This window comes from Pseudarthrobacter niigatensis, from assembly GCF_030812615.1.
Lineage (GTDB): Bacteria > Actinomycetota > Actinomycetes > Actinomycetales > Micrococcaceae > Arthrobacter > Arthrobacter niigatensis.
On record NZ_JAUSTB010000016.1, the window covers coordinates 63,086 to 82,892 of the forward strand.

A 19,807-nucleotide genomic window follows, 5' to 3' on the forward strand; every position below is an offset into this window, starting at 1 on the left:
CGGCAACCGCCGGCGTGGCGCGGCCCACGTCCGGTCCGGGGGATAATGGCGCGATGGGGAAATCAACGAAACTTTCGCTTGCCGTAGCTGCGCTCATTCTCAGTTCCACACTGGTGGCCTGCGATGACGGAAAATCCGGAGCGGAAGCTGCCGCCCAACAACTGGCAGGGGCGGTCTCCGCGCTCGATGTAGGGTCTGTGGCTTTCGAGGGCAAAGACGCCGCAGCGGCAAACGACCAGCTGCACCAGGTTTTCGCGGCACTGGACCCGCAAAAGCCAGAGGTCCAGTCAGGCACCCTGACGCTGGACGGAGACAAGGCGTCGGCGCCCTTGAACTACACCTGGAAGTTCGGTGATGCGGAGTGGAAGTACACCATCGCAGTGAACTTCAAGAAGTCCGGCGGCAAGTGGCTCACCGTCTGGGACCCGGCCATCCTGGCACCAGGCCTGGCGGACAGCGAGATTGTGACCAAGGGATCCCAGTCCCCCCAGCGTGCAGACATCCTTGGTGCCGGTGACGTCCCGCTGGTGACCTACCGCCCCGTGGTGAACGTAGGCATCGACAAACCGCAGCTCGGCACCGCGGACCCGGCCGATTCTGCCGGCAAGCTGGCGGCACTGGTGGGAGTGGACCCTGCCGCCTACGTGCAGCAGGTCAAAGCGGCAGGGGCGCAGGCCTTCGTTTCCGCCATCACGCTGCGTGAAGAAGGCCGCACCATCTCCGACGAGCAGATCGCGGCCATTCCCGGCGCCCGCGGCATCCCTGCGTCGATCCCCCTGGCCCCGAGCAGGACGTTTGCCCGCGCAGTGCTCGGATCCGTTGGGGAAGCCACCGCCGAACAGATTGAGGCCTCGAAAGGCGTCCTTACCGCGGGTGATGTCACCGGTATCGGCGGGCTCCAGCAACAGTATGACGAACAGCTCCGTGGCTCGGACGCGGTGGTCATCCGCGCGCAGCGGGCAGACCTGACCCGCGAACAGATCCAGTCGGCGGGTACGGACCCGCGGCGCGTCCTCTTCCAGGTGGCACCCAAGCCGGGGACGCCCTTGAAAACCACGCTCGATCCGCGGCTGCAGTCGCTGGCCGAAACCACCCTGGATAAGGTGGGTCCGGCGTCGGCCATTGTGGCCCTGAGGCCCTCCAGCGGCGCCGTGCTGGCCGCCGCCTCGGGGCCCGGCAGCAACGGCTACAACACGGCCATGCTGGGGCAGTACGCCCCCGGATCCATCTTCAAGATGGTGGATTCCCTTGCAATGTTCCGCAACGGGATGACGCCGGACTCCACCGTCCAGTGCACGCCCACGCTAACGGTCGACGGACGGACCTTCAAGAACTCCGAAGGCTACCCGGAAACCTCGCTGGGTGCGGTCACCCTGCGCGACGCCTTTGCCCACTCCTGCAACACCGCCTTCATCTCGCAGCGCGATTCTGTCTCACAGGGCCAGCTTGAAGCAGCGGCCACATCCATGGGGGTGGCGGTTGAGGCACCCAAACTCGGCGCAGAAGCATTCCTGGGTTCCGTCCCAGGTGAAGCCCAGGGCACGGAGCACGCGGCTTCCATGATTGGCCAGGGCAAGGTGCTGCTGTCCCCGCTGGCCGCCGCGATCATGGCCGGCTCGGTCGCCAAGGGCGCCCCGGTCTCGGCGCAGCTGGTCCTGAACCCCGACGCCGGTGCTCCCGCCGCCGGAACAACGGCGGGTTCCACCGCTCCAGCAGCCGAAGCATCGGCGACGGCCACTGCGCAGGCGCCCTCCACGGCGTCGGACAAGCCCATCACCGCAGCGGAGGCGGCATCGCTGTCGGACATGATGCGCGCCGTGGTCACTTCCGGGCACGCGGGCTTCCTGTCCAGCGTCCCCGGCGCACCGGTAGGAGCCAAGACGGGAACCGCCGAATTCGGAACCGAGAACCCGCCCAAGACCCACGCCTGGATCGTGGCCGTCCACGGTGACCTGGCCGTTGCAGTGTTCGTGGAGGACGGCGGCCTGGGCGCCACCACCTCCGGGCCGTTGCTGAAGCAGTTCCTCACCGCCGCCGGCTAGGAAGCGGCGTGGGAGGATTGACGGCGTGGCCCATATTGACGTTTCCGGCATCGACTACTTCCTCTCCGACGGCACCCAGCTGCTGAACGGGGTGACCTTCAAGGTCCCGGACGGCACCAAGACCGCCCTGATCGGCCCCAACGGCACAGGTAAAACCACCCTGTTCCGGATCATCGCCGGGGATTTGGTCCCCGACGAGGGCGTCATCGGGCGCTCCGGCAACATGGGCATCATGCGCCAGTTCGTGGGCCAGGTCCGGGATGGTTCCACGGTCCGGGACCTGCTGGTCTCCGCCGCTCCCCCGGCCCTTGCGGGCGCCGCCCGAGAGGTGGACGAGGCCGAACTGGCCATGCTGGAGCACGACGACGAGCCCACCCAGATGCGGTACGCCCAGGCGATCGTGGACTGGGGCGATGCCGGGGGCTACGACGTCGAAACCGTCTGGGACGAGGTCTGCATGGCCGCGCTGGGACTCCCCTTCGACCGCGCGCAGCACCGCCCGGCGTCGACCCTTTCCGGCGGCGAGCAAAAGCGCCTGGTGCTGGAGGCACTATTCGCCGGCCCGGACGACCTCCTGCTCCTCGACGAGCCGGACAACTACCTGGACGTGCCGGGCAAGCGCTGGCTCGAGGAAAAACTGAATGACTCAAAGAAGACCGTCTTCTTCATCAGCCACGACCGGGAACTGCTGAACAACGCAGCCGGCCGCATTGTCACCTTGGAGCCCGGAATCAACGGAGCGGCCGCATGGATCCATGGCGGCGGCTTTGGGTCCTACGTCGAGGCACGCGCAGACCGGAACGCGCGTTTCGAGGAGCTCCGCAAGCGCTGGGACGAGGAGCACATCAAGCTCAAGGAACTCGTCAACATGTACAAGAACAAGGCTGCCTTCCGCTCCGACATGGCGAACCGGTACCACGCGGCGCAGACCCGGCTGGCCAAGTTCCTGGAGGTTGGGCCGCCCGAGGCCCTGCCCATCGAGCAGAATGTCCAGATGCGGCTCAAGGGCGGCCGAACGGCCAAGCGGGCCATCGTGGCGGAGCGGCTGGAGCTCACGGGCCTGATGAAGCCGTTCTCCACCGAAGTGTGGTTTGGCGACCGGGTCGGTGTTCTCGGATCCAACGGCTCGGGCAAGTCGCACTTCCTCCGGCTGCTCGCCACCGGCGGCACCGACCCCGAACGCGAGCACCTCCCCGTTTCCGATGTGGAGATCGCCGAGGTACCCCACGAGGGAACCGTGAAGCTGGGTGCCCGGATCCGGCCAGGATTCTTCGCCCAGACCCACGTCCGGCCCGACCTGCTGGGCAAGACCCTCCTGGAGATCCTGCACCGCGGCGACGAACACCGTTCCGGGCTGGGTCGCGAGGCCGCCGCCGGCGCGCTGGACGGCTACGGCCTGGCGGGGCAGTCGGAACAGAAATATGAGTCCCTCTCCGGCGGTCAGCAGGCGCGGTTCCAAATCCTGCTGCTCCAGCTCAGCGGCGCCACGCTGCTCCTGCTGGACGAGCCCACGGACAACCTGGACCTGCATTCGGCCGAAGCGCTGGAACGGGCCATTGACCACTTTGAGGGGACCGTGCTGGCCGTGACCCACGACCGCTGGTTCGCGCGGACCTTCGACCGGTTCCTGGTCTTCGGTTCGGACGGCAAGGTCTATGAGTCCGCGGAGCCCGTTTGGGACGAACAGCGGGTGGAGCGCGCCCGCTGAGGGTTTGATCACATGCGTGATCAAATGATCAAGTATTGATAGCATTTGATCATGAAGACGGGTGAGCGGCACCGCGTAATCGCCGAAGTCCTGCGGCAGCAGCCGGAGGTGAGCGTGGAGGAGCTGATGCAGGCCTGCGGCGCCTCCGGAGCAACCATCCGCCGCGACCTCGAGGTTTTGGCCGGCCATGGTGTCCTTCGCAGGGTCCACGGCGGGGCCAGGAGCCTGATAGGGCAGGGGCAGAATCCCGGCTACGGACAGCGGGAGCTGGAGGAGCAGGACGGCAAGAGGCGCATTGCGGCAGCCGTCGCCGGCCTCCTGGCGGAGAACGAGCACGTCTGGCTGGACAGCGGAAGCACCGCCACCGCAGTGGCCCGGGCCGTGGCGGGCAGGGAGCTGACGCTGATGCCCATGTCCCTGCAGGCCTTGAACGCGGCAGCTGAGGGAGAGGGCGCAGGGGGCTCACGCCCCGCGCTGCTCTTGCCTGGGGGAAGCGTGGTGCCCGGTGAACTCTGCTTCCGCGGACCACTGGCCGAGTCCACCATCAGGTCCCTGCGTTTCGACACCGCGGTGCTGACGCCGTGTTCCGTGGACTTCAAAGACGGACTCCTGGCCCACGACCTTGAAGATGCGGCCGTCAAGGCAGCCGGCCTGCAATCCGCAGCCCGGGTGGTGGTAGCCGCCTCAGCCGCAAAGTGGCAGGCCCACGCCAGGGTTCTGGTGGCGGGACTGGACCGGGTGGACGTCATCGTCACGGACCGGAAATTCAATGCACAGGACAAAGCCGAACTTGAGAAATACCCAGTGGAAGTAGTGAGTGTATGAGCACCAATACCGGAACGGACCAGCAGGCAGGACTAAAGGCCGCCGCTGCGGCGACCTTCGTGGTTTTCGGCATCAACGGGCTTGTCTTTGCCAGTTGGGCGGCCCGCATCCCCGCCGTCACCCAGACGCTGCACATCACTTCCGGCCAAATGGGCACCCTGCTGTTGTGCACGGCCGTGGGATCCCTGCTCGCGCTGCCAACCGCAGGACTCGTGGTGGGCCGGCTCGGAACGGCCAATACCGTGCGCTATGCCGGACTGCTGGCCGCGGCCGCCGGCGTGGGCATCGCCATGTCACTCCTGACAACGTCCATTCCCGGAACGGCCGTGTCACTCTTCTTCTTCGGCATTGGAATTGGCCTCTGGGACGTGGCGCAAAATATCGAAGGGGCCGACGTGGAGCACAAGCTCCGGCGGACCGTCATGCCCCAGTTCCACGCAGCCTTCAGCGGAGGCGCCTTCGTAGGGGCCCTGGTGGGGGCGGGGCTGTCAACCCTCGGCGTGGACCTGCCATTGCACCTTATGGTGATCGCAGCCGTAGTGGTGCTGGTGGCGCTGACGGTGCCGCGCTACTTCCTCCCCCACGTCTCGACTGCTCCTGTGGACGGGGAGCCGAAACGAACCAAGGGACCGTCCGCCTGGCGGGACAGCAGGACCTTGCTCATTGGTGTGGTGGTCCTCGGCGCCACGCTTACCGAAGGCGCAGGCAACGACTGGATCGCCAAGGCCTCGGTGGACGGGCTTGCCACCTCCGAAGCCACCGGCGCCCTCATGTTCGCGTTGTTCGTCCTGGCCATGACGGCAATGCGGTTCCTGGGCGGCCGGGTCATCGACAAGTATGGCCGGGTTGCCGTGCTGCGGGCCAGCATGGCCGCGGCCGCCGCCGGACTGGGTCTCTTCGTGCTGGCATCAAACATTTGGCTGGCAGGTATTGGAGCTGCCCTGTGGGGCGTGGGCGCCGCCCTGGCCTTTCCCATGGGCATGTCCGCAGCTTCGGATGACCCCAAGCATTCAGCGGCCCGCGTGTCAGTTGTATCCACTTTGGGGTATATATCTTTCCTGGCCGGCCCGCCGTTGCTGGGCTACCTGGGTGACCTCACCGGAATCCACACCGCTCTGCTGGCCATCATGGCGCCCATCCTGGTGGCACTGCTCCTCGCCGGAGCGGCGAAACCCCTGCGCGTTGAACCGGGGCCAGCCCCGGAGGAGTAGCCCGTGGGGTTAGGGTGATCCCATGCAAAGCAGCAAGCCCCCGGGCCGGAGCTGGGTCAGCCGCCTCGATAGATACCTCGTAGGGCATGTTTCGGGCCTGCCCGGAGGCAACCACGACGCCTTCTTCCGCCGCCTCTCCGCCTCCGCCAACCAGGGCAAACTCTGGATGGGAACGGCAGCGGTGCTGGCCCTCTTCCCGGGGAAGACCAGGAGGGCGGCGGTGCACGGGCTGATCGCGCAGGGAGTTGCGTCGGCAGTGACCAACGTGGTGTTCAAGACACTGCTCCCCCGGACCCGTCCGCTCCCCGAGCACCTGCCGGTCTTCCGCTTCGTGCATCCGCAGCCCACGAGCTCCTCCATGCCGTCCGGGCACTCCGCATCAGCCGTAGCGTTTGCCGTGGGAGCCGGCTTGGTCCGTCCGGCGCTGGGAGTCGCGCTGGCTCCGGCCGCCCTGGGGGTGGCCTATTCGAGGGTCCACACCGGCGCGCACTGGCCCTCCGATGTGATCTTCGGGTCGATCCTGGGTGCAGGAGCTGCCCTGGTGACGCGCCACTGGTGGCCTGTCCGTCCGCCCATTCCCCCGACCACGCGGGCGGTAACCAGCGCACCGGCACTGCCGGGCGGCGAGGGCCTCAGTATCGTTGTGAACACCCTGGGCGGCTCTTTCAAAGAGGAAACCGCGGCAGCGCTCCAAGAAATATTCCCGAAGGCGCATATCAATATCGCGCAGCTGGACGAAGAGCTGGTCCAGCGAATCAATGCCACTGCAGACCATCCCGGCACCCTGGCCCTCGGTGTCTGGGGCGGAGACGGGACCGTCGGCGCCGCAGCCGCTGTCGCCGTCGAACGCTCCATACCCCTGCTGGTCCTGCCGGGCGGGACGCTCAACCACTTTGCACGCGACGCCGGGACCGGCAGCCTCAAGGAGGCGGTCGCGGCCGCGGAAAAGGGCGACGCGGCGCTGGCCGACGTTGGTGTGGTCACCGTGGAACGCGGACTTGCCGGCAATCCCGAAGTCTCCCGGCTGATCATGCTGAACACCTCCAGCGTGGGCCTTTATCCGAATCTTGTGCGGCGGCGGGAATACCTGCAGCCGGCGCTGGGCAAGCCGCTGGCCGGTGTTGTGGCCATGTTCCGCACCTTCGCCGCAGGCACCCCCACAACGTTGAGCGTGGACGGCGTCCGCCACAAGGTGTGGATCGCCTACCTGGGCCGCGGCCGGTATTATCCACGGGACCACGCACCCCTGATCAGGCCGGTGATGGACGACGGGGTCCTGGACGTCCGGCTGATCACCGCCGACGAATCCTTTGCCCGGCTTCGGCTTCTCTGGTCCGTGCTGACGGGGACGGTGGCAAGCTCACGGATCACCCACCTGCGGGAAGCCACCGAGGTGAGGATCGACGCCGGCGGCGCGCCCATGGCACTGGCAGTGGACGGAGAAGCGCTGGCCGGTGTCCGGAAGGTGGCCTACGAAGTACGGCCCAAAGCCTTGGCGTACTACTCACCACGCCCCTGACATGGGCCACGCCGGGGAGGACAACCCTGATTCTCCCCTGAATCATCCCTGAAACCGGCCCAAAACGGCGCCTGCCTCGGTAGCGTGGGGAAGGTATCCGCACCCCACAACGTCCGCAGCCGTCCGCTGCCGTTCAAAGGATGATTCATGATCGAGGTAAACGGGCTGACAAAGGTCTATGGCGACAAAACCGCCGTGGCCGGTGTCAGTTTCACCGTCAGGGCAGGGCAAGTCACCGGCTTCCTTGGACCGAACGGGGCAGGAAAGTCCACCACCATGCGCATGATCATGGGACTGGACCGGCCAACGTCAGGGTCAGCGACCGTAAACGGACTGCCCTACGGGCAGCACAAAGCCCCGCTGCGGGAGGTGGGCGCCCTGCTGGATGCCAAAGCCGTCCACACCAGCCGCAGCGCCTACAACCATCTGCTGGCGATGGCCGCCACCCACAGCATCCCGAAAGCCAGGGTGCACGAAGTCATCGAAATGACCGGACTCGAGGCGGTAGCGCGCAAGAAAGCCGGCGGATTCTCGCTGGGCATGGGTCAGCGCCTGGGCATCGCAGCGGCGCTGCTGGGGGACCCCCAGACGCTCATCCTCGATGAACCCGTCAACGGCCTGGACCCTGAGGGCGTGGTCTGGGTGCGGAATCTCGTGCGGTACCTTGCCGGTCAAGGGCGGACGGTGTTCCTCTCCAGCCACCTGATGAGCGAGATGGCACAGACGGCGGACCACTTGGTTGTCATTGGCCGCGGCCGCGTCATTGCCGATGCCCCCATCCGGGACATCATCACCGGGAAGGGCCAGTCCCGGGTCCGCGTCCGCACCGACCAGCCCGACCACCTGCGCCAGCTCCTGGCCGGCCGTGGAGCATCCATTGAGGTGCCGGAACGGGAACTGCTCGAAGTGACCGGCCTGGATCCCAGGACCATTGCAGCCACGGCCCTGGAAAACCAGGTCATGGTGTATGAACTCACGCCCCTTGTGGCCAGCCTCGAGGAGGCATATATGGAACTGACCAAGGACGACGTCGAATACCACTCCCTGCCCGCTGCGGAGGTAGCCCACTCATGAGCTCCACGACCACTGAATCCATGCCCTCCCCCGCCGGACCGGATCCGCGCAGTGCCGGACGCTCCCTTCCCGGGCCCACCTTCATCCGGGTGCTCAACTCGGAAGTCATCAAGTTCCGCAGCCTTCTTTCGACCCTGATCCTGCTCGCCTCCACGGCCGTCGTGATGGTTGGCTTTGGCGCGTTGTCCGCATGGGGGACGGGCCAGTTCGCCGATGCGGCCACCCGGGACCCGCAGGCTGCTGCCCGGATGGCAGCACAGGGCGGAGACCTTGCCGTCAGCGTGCCTACGTCCGGCATCGCCTTCGCCCAGCTGATTCTCGGCTCCCTTGGCGTGCTGCTGATGAGTTCGGAATTTACTACCGGAATGGCACGGTCCACCTTCGCGGCAGTTCCCCGCCGCCTCCCGGCTTTCGGTGCCAAGCTGGTGGTGGTCATGGTGACTTCGTTCGTGGTCACGGCTGCCTCCACGTGGGTGGCAGGACTGGTGGCGGTGCCTATCCTGGACAACTACGGACTGAAGCTGGACCTTGGCAGCTCCCAGTCGGTGAAGCTCCTTCTGGTCAACAGCATCTATGTGGCCGCCGTCGCCGCCATCGGGATGGCCCTGGGGACGCTGATCAGGAATTCGGCCGGCGGCATTATGAGCTTGGTGGGCATCTTCTTCGTGGCACCGATTGCGTTCCAGCTCATCCCCGGGGACTTCTTCAAAGAAGCCCGCAAATACCTGCCCGGCAACACCGTGGAGCCTTTGACGGCCGCCCAGCACGTTCCGGATACCCTGGAGGCCTGGCAGGCGGGACTGGTCCTGGGCGCCTGGGTGGTTATCCCCGTCCTGCTCGCAGCCGTGCTGCTGAAGCGCCGGGACGTATAGACCCGCGGGGCCGGTTTCCGCCACGCGCCCGGGGCGGTCGCGTGGTTTCGGGCACATTACAAATATGCCTGGAGGAAAACTTTTATTGCCCCTGACGGTCTCCGCTTGGAGCGCCGTCCTGTTGGCAGGAACCAGATCTGTTGGACTGCACAAAGCAAGGCGCATAATGGCGGATCTAGGGTGAGACGACGATGTGGTGCATCACACGGTCCGCCGGTGACCACCAAGGCACCTCGCCCAACCCATGCTATTTCCCAACAGGACGGCACTTCCATGCATGCTGACCAGCAACTTTCAAAGTCCCTGAAACCCAGGCACCTGTCCATGATCGCCATCGCCGGCGTCATCGGTGCAGGACTCTTCGTCGGCTCGGGGGCAGCCATCCAGCAGGCCGGTCCCGGCATCCTCGTGGCGTATGCGGCCGCCGGCCTGGTGGTCATCCTGGTGATGCGCATGCTGGGTGAGATGGCCGCCGCAAACCCCGAAACGGGTTCCTTCTCCACCTACGCGGACAAGGCGCTTGGCCGCTGGGCAGGGTTCAGCATCGGCTGGCTCTACGCCTGGTTCTGGATCATCGTCCTGGGCATTGAAGCCACAGCGGGTGCCGCGATCATGCACCGCTGGGTGCCGGGCATCGACCAGTGGGTGTGGGCCCTTGTCCTCATGGTGCTGCTGACGCTCACCAACCTCGGCTCCGTGAAGTCCTACGGCGAGTTCGAGTTCTGGTTCGCGTCCATCAAGGTCGCGGCGATCGTCCTGTTCCTGATCTTCGGCGTTGCCGCCATCCTGGGGCTCATCCCCGGTGTCCCGGCGCCCGGCCTGAGCAACCTGCTCGACAACGGCGGCTTCATGCCCAACGGTCCGGGAGCCGTCCTGGCCGGCATCCTGGTGGTGGTCTTCTCCTTCTTCGGGGCAGAAATCGCCACCATTGCCGCCGGCGAATCGGAGAACCCCGTGGACGCCGTGAAGAAGGCCGTGAAGTCCACCGTGTGGCGCATCCTGGTTTTCTACATCGGCTCCATCGCCGTAGTGGTCACCCTGCTTCCCTGGAACTCCGCTTCCGTGGCCAAGAGCCCGTACGTGGCGGTCATCGAGCTGTTCGGCATCCCCGGCGCCGGAACCATCATGGACGTCGTGGTGCTGACCTCGGTCCTCTCCTGCCTGAACTCCGGCCTCTACACCGCCAGCCGGATGCTGTTCTCCCTCTCCACCCGCGGCGACGCCCCGCGCTCCTGGACCCGCATCTCCCGCCGAGGCGTTCCCGCTGCCGCCGTGCTCGCCTCCACCGTGGTCGGCTTCGTCACCGTGGGCCTGAACTACATCGCCCCGGACACGGTGTTCCTTTTCCTGGTGAACACCTCCGGTGCCATTGCCCTGTTTGTGTGGCTGGTCATCTCCGCCTCGCAGCTGGTCCTCCGCCGTCGGATGGGTGCCGCAGCGAAGGACCTTCAGCTGAAGATGTGGCTCTTCCCATACCTCACCTGGGCAGCGATCATAAGCATCGTGGCCCTGCTGATCGGCATGGTGATCGTGGAATCCACGCGTGAGTCCCTGCTGCTCTCCCTGGCGCTGGCCGCCGTTGTGGTGGCAGTGGGCGTCCTCCGGTACCGCCGCAAGGATGCGGCAGCGGACGCACAGCCCGCCGTAGCCGCCGTAGCCGCCGAGGCTGCCCCGGCTCCCGCGGAGTAGGGCGGCGCTAGACTCGGGACCATGCCTTTGCCTTCCTCTGCCGCAGACCACATCCAGGACCTTGGCGCCTTTGTCAGCGCATCGCCGTCGAGCTTCCATGCAGCGCACGAGGGAGGCCGGCGGCTGGCGGAGGCCGGGTTCACGCGCCTGGATGAGCTGGAGCCGTGGGAGGGCGGGCCGGGTTCGTTCTACATCATCCGCGACGGCGCGCTGATCGCGTGGGTGGTCCCGGAGGGTGCGGGACCGGCCACCGGATTCAACATCCTCGGCGCGCACACCGATTCGCCGTCCTTCAAGCTCAAGCCCAAGCCCACCACCGGAGCCCACGGCTGGCTTCAGGCGGGTGTGGAGGTCTACGGCGGCCCGCTGCTGAATTCCTGGCTGGACCGCGAGCTGCGGCTCGCGGGCCGGCTGGTGATGCTGGACGGTACCGAGCACCTTACGGCCACCGGACCGCTGCTCCGCTTCCCCCAGCTGGCCATCCACCTGGACCGGGCAGTGAACGAGGGGCTGGCGCTGGACAAACAGCGGCACATGAATCCGGTGTGGGGGCTGGGGAATCCGTCGGATTCCGATCTGCTGGGCGTGCTGGCGGGGTCGGTTGCCGGGGCGTCCGTCGATCCGGCGCAGATTGGCGGGTACGACGTCGTCATTGCAGACACGCAGGACCCTGCGGTTTTCGGCGGCAAGGGGGAGTTCTTCGCATCCGGGCGGCTGGATAACCTTTCGGCCACGCATGCAGGCCTGGCGGCGCTGGCCGCCCACGCCGGTTCCCGGGCCGACGGCGGTCCCATCGCAGTGCTGGCGGCCTTCGACCACGAGGAAATCGGGTCCAACTCCCGCTCCGGTGCGTGCGGGCCCATCCTTGAGGACGTGCTGGTGCGCATCTCTGACGGCCTGGGCGCGACGGTGAGCCAGCGGCGGCAGGCCCTGGCGGCGTCGTTCTGCCTCTCTGCCGATGCCGGCCACGCGGTGCACCCGAACTACCCCGAGCGGCACGACCCCGCCAACCATCCCGTGCTGAACGGCGGCCCGCTGCTGAAGATCAACGCCAACCAGCGGTACGCCACGGACGCCTTCGGCGCCGCGTTCTGGGCCCGGCTCTGCGGCGAAGCCGGGGTCCCGTACCAGGAGTTCGTCTCCAACAACGTGGTGCCCTGCGGCTCCACCATTGGCCCGCTCACCGCCACCCGGCTGGGAATCCGGACCGTGGACGTGGGCGTGCCGCTGCTGTCCATGCACTCCGCCCGCGAGTTGTGCGGCGTGGAGGATCCGTACCGCCTGGCTGTTGTCACGGAGCTGTTCTTCGGGACGGCGGTGTAGGTACTTCCGGCCTGCTGTCCGTCCGCATTGATGTCCGCACAGCTCGTGCGGGTATCCACAGAGTCGGAGGCAGGCGTATGGTCCGGCTCCCCGGGCCTGCCTAGCGTTGATTCGGAGATGCCCGCGGGGTATTCGAGCCAAGGTTCCGGCCCGTTCACGCATAACCGCTGGTGTCGCCATTGCCAGGTAAGCGACAGCAGGGCCGTCTAGGCGGCCCGCAGGTGTGTCGGGGGAGTGCAGCCCTTCTTCATGCCGCTTCGCGAGTGTGCCGCGAACATGGAGCCGGAATGACATCTGCACCACGAGTTCTTCCCCGCCATATCCCAAAGTTGGGGATGGCAGACCTGATAGCACCGAGAAAGCCGGCCCATACCCGGGAGCGGCAGCTGTCCGGGTCCTCCTTCTTCCGGGCCGCTGAAGCTGGGGTCACTGAGGGCCGACCGGCGCGGGTGTGCCTTGGAGGTGTACCCGTTGACCTGATGGGGCGGGAGAAGGCTGTTGCGACCATCATGGGACGCGCTTCAGGCGCCGGTTCAGTGCCCTTGTGCGTGCTGTCCGCAAACCTGGATCACCTGAACCACTTCGGCGTGGGCGGCCGGTGGGAGGGCAGCCTGGATGTCGCTCCCTTGGAATGGCTGACGCTGCTGGATGGTGCTCCGCTGGTTTCGAGGGCGGGGGAACTGACGGGACGCCATTGGCCCCGTCTGGCGGGGAGCGACTTGATCGACCAGATTCTCGCCACCGCGGCGGACCTTGGGCTTTCCGTCGGATTTCTGGGCGGCAGCGCGGAAGCGCAACGCCGGGCTGGTGCACGGCTCAAGGCCCAAGAGCCTTTCCTGAAAGTGGCGGGCTGGTGGGCGCCAGGCCGGGAGGTTCTGGCAGACCGACGGGGATCGCTCCAACTGTGCAGCGAGATCCGTGCTGCGGGAGCCAACATTCTCTTGGTCTGCTTGGGAAAGCCACGTCAGGAACTCTGGATAGCGGAGTACGGGCACCTTACGGGAGCGAACGTCCTCCTGGCCTTTGGGGCCGTCGTCGACTTCCTGGCGGGCAATGTCCAGCGGGCGCCGGCGCAAGTCAGCAGTATGGGACTCGAATGGGCCTGGAGGCTGGCTATCGAGCCGCGGAGGCTCGCCAAAAGGTATTTGCTGGAAGGGCCGGAGTCTTACGTGCGGCTCCGCAGGCACAGCACAGCCCTGGTGCCTGCCGTTCCGGCTGCTTCGCAAACCTCGGCCGACGCTATCACCCGCAGCTTCAGGCCCCGGGGGTTCACGCCTGTCAGCGAGTACGCTGACGTGGCGGCGCTGGTGGTCACCTATAACAACGGTTCCGATGTCTGCGGAATGCTTGAAAGCCTGCTGCAGGAAACTACGGAGCAGTCGATCAAGGTGGTGGTGGCTGACAATTCGCCCAATCCCGAAACTTTGGTCTGCCTCCAGCACTACCCGGAGGTGACAGCCTTCGCCACCGGGGGAAACCTGGGCTACGCCGGCGGGATCAACGCCGCCCGGGCACGAGCGGGCACTGCCGATGCCTATCTGGTGCTCAACCCCGATCTCCGCCTCCACCCGGGGTCTGTCAGGGCCCTGCGCGCATCCATGGGTAGGACTGGCGCAGGGGTTGTCGTCCCCCTTTTGCGGAATGAAGACGGGACGCTCTACCCCTCGCTGCGGCGGGAACCAAGCATTCTGCGGGCGCTCGGTGATGCAGCCCTGGGCAGCAGACTTCCGGGCCGACCGGGATGGCTTTCAGAGATGGATTTCGACGCCGAAAGCTACGCCCACCCGCACCGGGTTGAGTGGGCTACGGGGGCTGCCCTGCTGATCCGGGCCGATGTCGCCGACGAAGTGGGCGAATGGGATGAGACCTACTTCCTGTATTCCGAGGAGACGGACTATCTGCACCGCGTCCGCGAACTGGGGGCAGCCATTTGGTTTGAACCAGTGGCCGCCATGACCCATGGCAGGGGTGGATCGGGAAGCTCGCCGGCGCTCGACGCCCTAGTGAGTGCAAACCGAATCCGCTATGCCCGCAAGTTCCACACTCTGGGGTACGCGCGTGTGTTCCGTGCCGCCGTCGTTCTATCCGCCTTGCTGCGGGCGCCGCTTCCTGCCCACCGGGGCATTTTGGGACTGGTTGCCAGGGAGACCCGGTGGGCGGAACTTCCGCACGCCGTTACCTACAAACCTTCCCGTGGTGTGACCGAAGATCCTCCGGCCGCGGCGGTCATCATTCCTGCACACAACGAGGCTTCCGTGCTCGGCAGGACTCTAGCGGCCCTCAAGCTTCCTCTGGCCACAGGCCAGGTAGAGGTCATAGTGGCCTGCAACGGATGCACCGACGCGACTTCGGGCATCGCCGCCGCCGTTCCCGGCGTGCGGGTAATCGACGTGCCTGTGGCTTCCAAGGTGGCTGCCCTCAATGCCGCCGATGAAGCCGCCGTGCGGTGGCCCCGGGTGTACGTGGACGCCGATATCGAGGTTCCCCCGGAGGCGTTGTACGCCACTCTGAAGGCTTTGTCCGCGGATAATGGGGTGCTTTGTGCGCGGCCGGCCTTTGCCTATGACACTTCCGGGGCTTCCTGGGCAGTCCGGGCCTACTACCGGGCCCGCAGCCGTCTTCCACAGTCTTCAGCATCGATGTGGGGGGCCGGCGTTTACGGGCTGAGTCAAGAGGGCCATGAGCGCCTGGGTGAGTTTCCGTCTCTGACCGCCGACGACTGCTATATCGACAGGCTCTTTAGCGACTCAGAAAAAGTGGTCGTTGAATGTACGCCGGTGACCGTTCGGACACCGCGGTCTGCCAGAGTACTTCTTTCAACCCTCTGTCGGGTGTACCGCGGCAATACCGAGCTTCGGGGGATGGACGGAGCCCACACAGGCAAGACGCTGCGGGAACTTGCTGCATCCATTAAGGGTCCGGCGACCGCCCTGGATGCCCTGGTCTACGCTGCATTTGCGGTTTCCGGACGCCTCCCACGGCGACGCCGCTCCATGAGTGCGTGGGAACGGGATCAAAGCAGCCGTGAAGGGAGTCAAGGTTAATGGAAGAAGTCGATCAGGTGCTGCTCACCAGATTCAACGTCCCCTCGGCAGGCTATGAAAGCCTAATTAGGGCCTCTGACGGTTGGCTTGCCAGGCGCCTTGAACTGTTCGAGACATATTGCCTGCCGTCAGTAAAACACCAGACGGAGCAGCGCTTTCAGTGGCTGATCTATCTGGATCCGGAAAGCCCTGCGTGGCTAATAGAACGTATGGAAGCGCTTAAGCAAACTCGTCCCTTCACTATGCGCTTACGCACGAAGGTGGACAAGGTCGACCTTATGGCTGACATCTCCCATCTCTTTCCTTATCCGAGAGCTAAACTGCTTTCTTCAAACCTGGATAATGATGATGGTCTAGCCGTCGACTTCACGGCCCGCGTGCGAAAACTTGCAGAAGGTGAGCGCCACGCAATATATCTGTCGAACGGGCTTATACGAAGGGGATCAGAAGTCTATTTGCATTCCGACCCCAGCAATGCTTTCTGTTCAGTTTTATCATCTTGGAATCAACCGGATACTTGCTGGGCGGACTGGCACAATCAGCTGGGCCGGAACATGCAGGTCGTTCATGATGGTGGTGCCCCAGCGTGGCTGCAAGTAATTCACGGGTCGAACGTCAGTAACAGAGTACGTGGTCGCAGAGTCGATCCCATCGAATTGAAGGACAAGTTTCCGGAACTATTGGGTGACGTAGCACGGCCTTCGACGACAAGCTTATTGGTGGACGCCTTAATAAAGCAGTGGATGCGGCACCTGCGGGAGTTTCTGAGATTGAAAGCAAAAGATGCGCTCCAGCGACTGGCAGGCAGAGACAGCGCTGACACGGTGAAGCTCTGGTTGCGGACCTTGAGAAGTTAAAAAAATTGGGATGCTCTGTATCTCGAATGAGAAATGCTAACACCAAATTGCTAGGATAGGCGAGTAATATGTGGTTATTTGATATGCTGCGGAGCTTATTTCGACGTTGGTATTTACTGACGGGATTTCTTGTCCTAGCAGCCGGGGCAACAATTTATACATTACAGACCGTTTCGGTTACCTACAGTGCGAAAGGGAGCCTCCTTCTAATGCCTGCGGCCTCAACCGTGGGGCCTGGAGGAAATCCATATCTATTTCTCGGGGGAATGGCACAAGCCCTCGACGTAGTCTCAGCCAAGGTTTCCGCCGAAGAGGTACGGAAGCCCGTACTCGACGCATATCCGAAGGCAACCTTCACCGCTGAACCGGACCGCAGCAACAGCGGTTCGGTTATTTTGGTTTCCGTTCGGGGACAAGACCGCGAACAGGTGCTTGGCGAGCTAAAGGCCGTCATGCAAGTCGCATCAGCCACTTTGACGGAGCTGCAGGATGCTCAGTCTGTCCCGGCACCTTCCAGGATTACCATCGAAACGCTTGTCGTCGACAAACAACCTGGAATTGACGCCAAGGGGCGGACAACGGCAGTACTGGCCACGGCCGGAGGCGGCGTAGCAGCCGCACTTCTGCTAACTGGGTTTGTCGACGGGAGACTACTGGCGCGAACCACTGGAAACTCAGCGGACGGTGGTAGCGACACAGGTCAAACTAGTTCTGATATGGGTGGACGGCGGTTGAAGTCCCGCATCCTCAGTCGGATTGGAGGAGTTCAAGGTGGCAATAATTCGGGACCCGGACAGAGGCAGTCCACTGAAGTCGGGGGCTAGCGCCTGTGACTATGGGTATTCTCATCCGGATTATGATTTCTCGCTGGTACGTAGTGGCCTCTTGCTTGGTCCTCGTCGCCGGCATCGGCGCTTCACTTTCCCAGAGCAGTCGGACCTACTGGACGGAAACGGAAGTCTACTTCGTCAGGCCTGGTGGCGCTTCAGTGGGTTCGTTTGACGATGGATTGGCTCCGTCTTTGATAGATTTCGCGGGCGTTGTTAGAAGCCGTGTGGTCAGTGGGGGCAACGCATCGGAGCTGCCCTCGAGCAACGTAACGCTTTACGGAAGCGGCATTCTCAATGGATACTCCGTGACGCTGCCGAACACTGGCAGTCAGTGGGCGGTGAGTTATTCGAAGCCTGTCCTCTCAATTCAAGTCAGCGGGATTTCTCGCCAAGAAGTAAGTCGCACCCTGCAGGAGGTCATTGATAACATCCAACGCACGGCTTTTGAGTTGCAGTCCGAAAGTGGCGCGGGTCCCGAGAGCTTTATAGCCGTTGCGACTTCTGCAGGTTTGCCAGAGGTCCAGGACGTTAGCAGTTCTCCCGCAAGTCGGGCTAAGGGTTTTGCAGTCCTTCTTGCGTTTGGGCTAGTACTTTCAGCTTGTTTAGCTTTCATGGTAGACCGTATTCTGCCTCAGCTGCTCACAGCAGAGTTGAAACGCGTTCATTGAGATGACTACTAAAATGTCAGGGATCACAGTCTTCCCATCGATGGGGCCCGGAAAGGCATGGCACGCGACTACGGTGCTCACCCTAGGGCTTTCACTCGTATGTGGCTTGCCTTCTTATCTCGGAATAGCTGCCCTAGGGCCGGCCGGAAAACCGGGGGCCTTGCTGTTCTTAGGTGCACTCCTGTGGTGGGTCTGGGTGCAATTACAGAGGCCTTTCCCGATGTCAGCCCGGATTAATCCCGTACGGCTGATTTTCTTCATGTTTCTTGCAGCGATCTTGTTGAGTTACGCGCTCTCTACCTTCAGTGCGATACCGACAAGGGAGGGAGGGCTAGCTGATGGCGGGTTACTCAAGGCTTTAAGTTGGTCAGGCATTGTGCTCGTCGCTAGCGATGGCATATCCGATCGGGGCAGGCTTTTGACGATGTGTAGACGAGTTGTCCTAATCGCGTCCTTGATGGCCCTGCTGGGACTTGCGCAGTTGTGGTCAGGGCAGTCATTGGTATCAACGATCAACATCCCCGGCTTAGCAACCGACACAACCTTCGACAACATTCAGAGCAGAGCCGGATTCACGCGTGCTGCGGCCACGGCTTCCCATCCGTTGGAGTACGCCACAGTTCTATCAATGGCACTTCCTGTAGCCTGCGTCTTAGCTACGTACGACGTTGAAAGGGCCAGGTTGAGACGATGGACTCCAGTGGTGCTTATTGCCCTCGCTGGGTGGTTGTCCGTCTCCCGCTCTGCCCTTGTGGGCCTCTTCATCGGGCTCGCAGTTCTGGCCTTGAGTTGGACAAGAAAAGCCAGAGTCCTAGCGGTGATCGCTGCAACTGCAGGGTTTCTGGCCACCTACCTTTTCGTACCAGGAATGATCGGAACGATCCGAGGACTATTTCTTGGTCTGGGGAACGACAGCAGTGCCAACTCCCGCACAAACAGCCTTGTAGTAGCTTTAGATATTGCCGGACGCGGTTCCCCCCTGGGTCGCGGATTCGGTACGTTTTTGCCGGAGTACCAGATTTTGGATAATCAGTACTTGGGTCTATTCATCGAAACTGGGGTTATAGGTCTTTTGACCTTCATTTCCCTTATAGCTGCCGGAGCATTCTGCTGCCTGCGGGTGAGAAAGAAAACTGCTGACCCCCTGCTTCGAAATGTAAGCTACGGCATCTTCGCATCAGTACTGTCCGGGGCAGTCACCGCTGCCTTCTTTGATGCTCTGGCTTTTCCAATTTCTGCTGCCTTCCTCTTCCTCTTTATCGGCCTTGCGGGTGCCATTTGGACAATTGCGGGCACTACTTCTGATACTTCCGTGAAAGCCCCGTAAATCGGCACTTCGCGGTTCGTGGTGAATGTTCTGCCGTGATGGGTGTTCATGTTGCTGTTCTGGCGGCACTGCGCAACAGGGTACGCGTTTTGTAGTTTCGTGCGTTGGTGAATCCCCGGTCTGTCCGTTTGATGTGCTTTATCGCGGTGTTATTGGCTTCCACTTTCGCCGTTGTCGCACCGGTGACAATGAGGACTTCGATCTCTTTCCACCACCGGCAGACTGTGCGCCAGAGCCGGTTCGTTTCGGGTTGGGCGGCTTTCTCGACCAGTGACTGCAGCCGGTCTTTCGCGGCGGCCGCGTCGGCGAGGGAGCCGGTGGCGAGCAGGGCCCGGAGTTGCTCTTTGACCAGCCACGCGGCCTGCAGCTTCCCGGTGGCATCGTCGGTGGCCAGCCTGTGCCGGGATCGGTCTGAGAGGGAGTCCCCGGCGCGCAGGAGCAGCCGCCGGTCGGCCCAGACCGGATCGATGGAGCGCCCCCCGCCGGCCGTGGACCTGCTGAGTGAGACGCTGCCGGACTTCGGTAAGCATGTCGTTGCCGAGCTTGACCAGGTGAAACGCGTCGACCGAGACAGCGGTCCGCGGCAGTCACATCCGTAAGGCCTTGCGGAACGCTGCCGAGGGGTCGGTCGCGACGACCTGCCCGCCCAAGCGCCACTCGAGCGGGCGGGCGAACAGCCAGTCTCCGACGCCATCACTGTCGCGGCCGTCCACGACACCTAGGTGTACTCAGTCAGTAGGTTGGTTGCACCTACTGATCGGTGGTTTGCCTCCGAGGCTGCCGTGTGGCCGGTGGTTGTTGTAGAAGTTTAGCCAGGG

General features: G+C 63.9%; 12 protein-coding genes and 1 pseudogene. 12 read left to right on the forward strand and 1 reads right to left on the reverse strand.

Going from position 1 to position 19,807, the window contains the following annotated elements:
• Nucleotides 1-53 precede the first annotated feature (53 nt).
• The 12 genes from J2T23_RS18115 (at nt 54) to J2T23_RS18170 (ending at nt 18,989) form a co-directional block, all read left to right on the forward strand.
• The gene (locus J2T23_RS18115) at nt 54-2,042 is read left to right on the forward strand and encodes a penicillin-binding transpeptidase domain-containing protein (protein ID WP_141158820.1); all 1,989 of its coding nucleotides are present in this window, start codon (nt 54-56) and stop codon (nt 2,040-2,042) included.
• Nucleotides 2,043-2,067: 25 nt separating this feature from the next.
• A complete protein-coding gene (locus tag J2T23_RS18120; RefSeq protein WP_307362250.1) occupies nt 2,068-3,750 on the forward strand; it encodes an ABC-F family ATP-binding cassette domain-containing protein in 1,683 nt (560 codons plus the stop codon).
• A 51-nt stretch (nt 3,751-3,801) separates the two neighbouring features.
• Nucleotides 3,802-4,575, forward strand: coding sequence for a DeoR/GlpR family DNA-binding transcription regulator (locus J2T23_RS18125; RefSeq protein ID WP_307362252.1), 774 nt, complete (start codon nt 3,802-3,804; stop codon nt 4,573-4,575).
• Nucleotides 4,572-5,786: an MFS transporter gene (locus tag J2T23_RS18130; protein WP_307362255.1), complete on the forward strand. Its 1,215-nt coding sequence runs from the start codon at nt 4,572-4,574 to the stop codon at nt 5,784-5,786. Before J2T23_RS18125 ends, J2T23_RS18130 begins: the two co-directional genes overlap by 4 nt.
• Before the next feature lie 22 nt (nt 5,787-5,808).
• Nucleotides 5,809-7,305 carry a bifunctional phosphatase PAP2/diacylglycerol kinase family protein gene (locus J2T23_RS18135; RefSeq protein ID WP_307362258.1) on the forward strand — a complete coding sequence of 499 codons (1,497 nt, stop codon included), beginning with the start codon at nt 5,809-5,811 and terminating at the stop codon, nt 7,303-7,305.
• A gap of 147 nt (nt 7,306-7,452) precedes the next feature.
• Complete coding sequence (locus tag J2T23_RS18140; protein WP_141158825.1) at nt 7,453-8,379, forward strand: ABC transporter ATP-binding protein; 927 nt, start codon at nt 7,453-7,455, stop codon at nt 8,377-8,379.
• Nucleotides 8,376-9,251 carry an ABC transporter permease gene (locus tag J2T23_RS18145; RefSeq protein WP_370871457.1) on the forward strand — a complete coding sequence of 292 codons (876 nt, stop codon included), beginning with the start codon at nt 8,376-8,378 and terminating at the stop codon, nt 9,249-9,251. The genes J2T23_RS18140 and J2T23_RS18145 overlap by 4 nt, the downstream gene beginning before the upstream one ends.
• Nucleotides 9,252-9,524: 273 nt before the next feature.
• Nucleotides 9,525-10,940 carry an amino acid permease gene (locus J2T23_RS18150; protein ID WP_307362261.1) on the forward strand — a complete coding sequence of 472 codons (1,416 nt, stop codon included), beginning with the start codon at nt 9,525-9,527 and terminating at the stop codon, nt 10,938-10,940.
• A gap of 21 nt (nt 10,941-10,961) precedes the next feature.
• Nucleotides 10,962-12,263 (forward strand): M18 family aminopeptidase, encoded by a 1,302-nt coding sequence (locus J2T23_RS18155; protein WP_307362262.1) that lies wholly within the window; start codon nt 10,962-10,964, stop codon nt 12,261-12,263.
• Nucleotides 12,264-12,598: 335 nt separating this feature from the next.
• Nucleotides 12,599-15,307: a WecB/TagA/CpsF family glycosyltransferase gene (locus J2T23_RS18160; RefSeq protein ID WP_503128818.1), complete on the forward strand. Its 2,709-nt coding sequence runs from the start codon at nt 12,599-12,601 to the stop codon at nt 15,305-15,307.
• Nucleotides 15,307-16,164: a glycosyltransferase gene (locus tag J2T23_RS18165; protein WP_307362266.1), complete on the forward strand. Its 858-nt coding sequence runs from the start codon at nt 15,307-15,309 to the stop codon at nt 16,162-16,164. The genes J2T23_RS18160 and J2T23_RS18165 overlap by 1 nt, the downstream gene beginning before the upstream one ends.
• Nucleotides 16,165-17,675: 1,511 nt before the next feature.
• Nucleotides 17,676-18,989 (forward strand): O-antigen ligase family protein, encoded by a 1,314-nt coding sequence (locus J2T23_RS18170; protein WP_307362268.1) that lies wholly within the window; start codon nt 17,676-17,678, stop codon nt 18,987-18,989.
• A 46-nt stretch (nt 18,990-19,035) separates the two neighbouring features.
• Here J2T23_RS18170 and J2T23_RS19950 read toward each other — a convergent pair.
• Nucleotides 19,036-19,711: pseudogene (locus tag J2T23_RS19950) on the reverse strand (ISL3 family transposase); the annotation flags it as partial.
• Nucleotides 19,712-19,807: the final 96 nt, after the last annotated feature.

Coding starts and splice junctions, on each gene's coding strand:
- J2T23_RS18115 (WP_141158820.1), top strand. CDS start 54: ATGGGGAAATCAACGAAACTTTCGCTTGCCGTAGCTGCGCTCATTCTC.
- J2T23_RS18125 (WP_307362252.1), top strand. CDS start 3,802: ATGAAGACGGGTGAGCGGCACCGCGTAATCGCCGAAGTCCTGCGGCAG.
- J2T23_RS18130 (WP_307362255.1), top strand. CDS start 4,572: ATGAGCACCAATACCGGAACGGACCAGCAGGCAGGACTAAAGGCCGCC.
- J2T23_RS18135 (WP_307362258.1), top strand. CDS start 5,809: ATGCAAAGCAGCAAGCCCCCGGGCCGGAGCTGGGTCAGCCGCCTCGAT.
- J2T23_RS18140 (WP_141158825.1), top strand. CDS start 7,453: ATGATCGAGGTAAACGGGCTGACAAAGGTCTATGGCGACAAAACCGCC.
- J2T23_RS18145 (WP_370871457.1), top strand. CDS start 8,376: ATGAGCTCCACGACCACTGAATCCATGCCCTCCCCCGCCGGACCGGAT.
- J2T23_RS18150 (WP_307362261.1), top strand. CDS start 9,525: ATGCATGCTGACCAGCAACTTTCAAAGTCCCTGAAACCCAGGCACCTG.
- J2T23_RS18155 (WP_307362262.1), top strand. CDS start 10,962: ATGCCTTTGCCTTCCTCTGCCGCAGACCACATCCAGGACCTTGGCGCC.
- J2T23_RS18160 (WP_503128818.1), top strand. CDS start 12,599: ATGGCAGACCTGATAGCACCGAGAAAGCCGGCCCATACCCGGGAGCGG.
- J2T23_RS18165 (WP_307362266.1), top strand. CDS start 15,307: ATGGAAGAAGTCGATCAGGTGCTGCTCACCAGATTCAACGTCCCCTCG.
- J2T23_RS18170 (WP_307362268.1), top strand. CDS start 17,676: ATGTCAGGGATCACAGTCTTCCCATCGATGGGGCCCGGAAAGGCATGG.